Source organism: Streptomyces sp. NPDC041713, from assembly GCF_055591085.1.
This window is the reverse complement of record NZ_JBVIZY010000029.1, coordinates 1-2325: the sequence shown is the minus strand read 5'-3', so window position 1 is coordinate 2325 and position 2325 is coordinate 1. Positions and strand designations below refer to the sequence as shown.

Sequence of the window (2325 nt, the reverse complement as noted above, 5' to 3'; positions counted from 1 at the left end):
ACCCGCTACGCCAAACGGGCTCGCCACTACGAAGCCATGGTCACCCTCGCCTGCCTACAGCTCTGGCTGCCCTGACTATGCGGACACGACCTAGGGGGTGGCTCTCCGGATGTATGCGTCGTCCGGCATGACCTCCATCCCCGCGTCGGCCCGGCCCGCAGCTCCGCCCTGCACATCCCAGCTCCCTCGCGGGCCTGCGGACCCGGGACATCGGGTGCGTGAGGTGGGCTCAGTAGCGTCGGCGGGAGAGGTCCTGGGCCCAGTCCCGGAGCCGGTCCTCGAGGGCGAGGTGGTCACCGCGGCTGACGGTCTGGAGTAGCCGCGCACACGGTCACGCAGCAGGTGACGGAGACACCGCGGAAACCGGCGCGACCACGGATACCGATCACGCGGGCGGATATCGCGGGGCTCCGGCCGGCGCGCCGCCGCGGCCGCCGACGGTGCGGCAGGTGACCGGGTGGCTCACCCGTCACCCCACGACCCTGAGCGAGGAGGATCGGGCCGGTCTGAAGGATGTCTTGGCCCGCTGCACCGAACTGGACACGGCAGCCGGACATGTCCGCGACTTCGGCGAGATACTCACCGACCGCCTCGGCTTCACACTCCCCAGCTCGATCGACGTGGTCGACGCGGTCGACGCGGTCGACGCCAGCCAGTTACCCGGCCTCACTGGCTTCGCACTCCACCTGCTCCGAGATCTCGATGCCGTGACAGCTGGGCTCACCCTGAACTGGAGCTCTGGCAGTATCGAGGGCGCCGTGAACCGCATCAAGAAGATCAAGCGGCATCTACGGTCGGGCGGGATTCGAACTGCTCCGCAAAATGCTCTTGCAGTAGCTTCTCGCGCCGGTGTTGTTCCGTCGCTGGCGGCACGGGGTCAGAGTTCGGTCGTCCAGATCCCGACAGGGTGCTCACGCGGAGGCAGCCACAGCTGAGGCTGTGACTCCCGATGCCTCACCTCAGCCTGTTCGTCCCAGTGAAACCGTTCATGCGCGTCGGGCCACGCAACTTGCAGCACCGGGAAAGGGGGCCGCCGGTAGAACCCGATGGCCTGTCCGAAGAAGGTCCGGTACCAGCGCAGATCAACCTGCCTGAGCGCGACTTGGTGACCGTCGACAACGTCACGATGTCTCTGGCCGTCGGCCAGTACACCGCCCGCGGCGGACTTCTCTCCGAGCCTGTTGAGAATGCGGTGCATGACGTGGATATCGAGTCCGAACATGGCGAGCTCAGGTGCGTCGTGAGCGTGCGCGAGGCCAATCGTGTAGGCGAATCCAGGACCGATGTCGTCCTCGGGAACCATCACGACGTGCCATCCGTGCCGCTGCACGTTCTCGATGATTGTCACCTCCATGCGGTCCGCTTCGGCTCGGTCACCGTAGTCATGGCAGAGGACGCAGCGGCACTGGAACGGATCGGCAGTCATACGCGGAGGCTACGAGGTGAGTGATTGAGCCGGCCAGATGGGCTCGTGACCGCCCTCTAATCGAACGACACTGTCACCCTCTGCAATCGGTCCCCAAGATCTGTGCCAGAACCCAAAACTCGTGAACATCACCCACCTTGGATCCGGGTGCCTCCCAAACCCATGAACATCCGACGGCGCTACTCGCGTGAATAAAGCCACCCTCGTCTGCGCCATTCTCCTCGCTGCCCCTCCTGCCGTGAGCCTCGAAGCGCCCGGCAGCCCAGAATGCTTTGGGTGCGCCGCCTAACGACCGGCACACCGAACTGGCACGCGATCCATCCATCATCCACTTCGAACCTACGTTCCAGCGAGGGAGTGCCGCACCTCAACTCCCCGATTAATAGCAGTAGTTGTTTCGTGGCACGGGTGTGTGAGTGGAGTCGATGATGCGGTAGGCCGCGCACTTACCTCTCGGTGCCGCGCTGCTACAAGCCGGAGCCGTCAATGCACTGTTGCGCGGTGCGGGTCTTGGCGCTGGGCCTGGATCAGACGACGTACCGTTTCAGGCAACGAATGGTCTCGCGGCAGGTCTTGCCCTCGGTGACACGTCGCTCGTAGTACGCCTGCGTCCGCGCATCCCAGCGCAGTCGGCTCAGTGCACGATGCGATGTAGGGCCGCGTTCGCCTGCCGGTTTCCCCCACGACTGAGCCGCCGATGGAGCCTGCTGCCCGATGAGTACCCCACCGGGCTCGCCCCGCACAACGCGGCGAACGACGCTTCACCGCGCAACCGGTCGCTGTTGTCTCCCATGGCAATCAATAAGACGCCATTTCGTTTGGCGTGATCTTGCGGCACTCTGGGATGGTGACGGCCGCACTTGTTGAGCGAATGGCGCCGGACAGCCTGTGGGAGTTGT

At 64.9% G+C, this 2325-nt stretch carries 2 protein-coding genes and 1 pseudogene; 1 reads left to right on the top strand and 2 read right to left on the bottom strand.

The window, feature by feature from the left end:
• The first annotated feature begins 449 nt into the window (after positions 1 to 449).
• Positions 450 to 935 carry a transposase gene (locus tag ACZ6CV_RS37205; protein WP_469256335.1) on the top strand — a complete coding sequence of 162 codons (486 nt, stop codon included), beginning with the start codon at positions 450 to 452 and terminating at the stop codon, positions 933 to 935.
• On the opposite strand, the gene ACZ6CV_RS37200 is transcribed toward ACZ6CV_RS37205, so the two are convergent.
• Together ACZ6CV_RS37200 and ACZ6CV_RS37195 are read right to left on the bottom strand one after the other, a co-directional pair.
• Positions 878 to 1426, bottom strand: a complete 549-nt coding sequence (locus ACZ6CV_RS37200; protein ID WP_469256333.1) for a DUF4262 domain-containing protein — start codon at positions 1424 to 1426, stop codon at positions 878 to 880. The two genes, ACZ6CV_RS37205 and ACZ6CV_RS37200, sit on opposite strands and share 58 nt — an antisense overlap.
• A 527-nt stretch (positions 1427 to 1953) precedes the next feature.
• A pseudogene (locus ACZ6CV_RS37195) lies at positions 1954 to 2231 on the bottom strand (transposase); the annotation flags it as partial.
• Between the last annotated feature and the right edge of the window lie 94 nt (positions 2232 to 2325).

Excerpts from the sequence above, each read along its gene's own strand:
- ACZ6CV_RS37200 (WP_469256333.1), bottom strand. The coding sequence starts at position 1,426 with ATGACTGCCGATCCGTTCCAGTGCCGCTGCGTCCTCTGCCATGACTAC.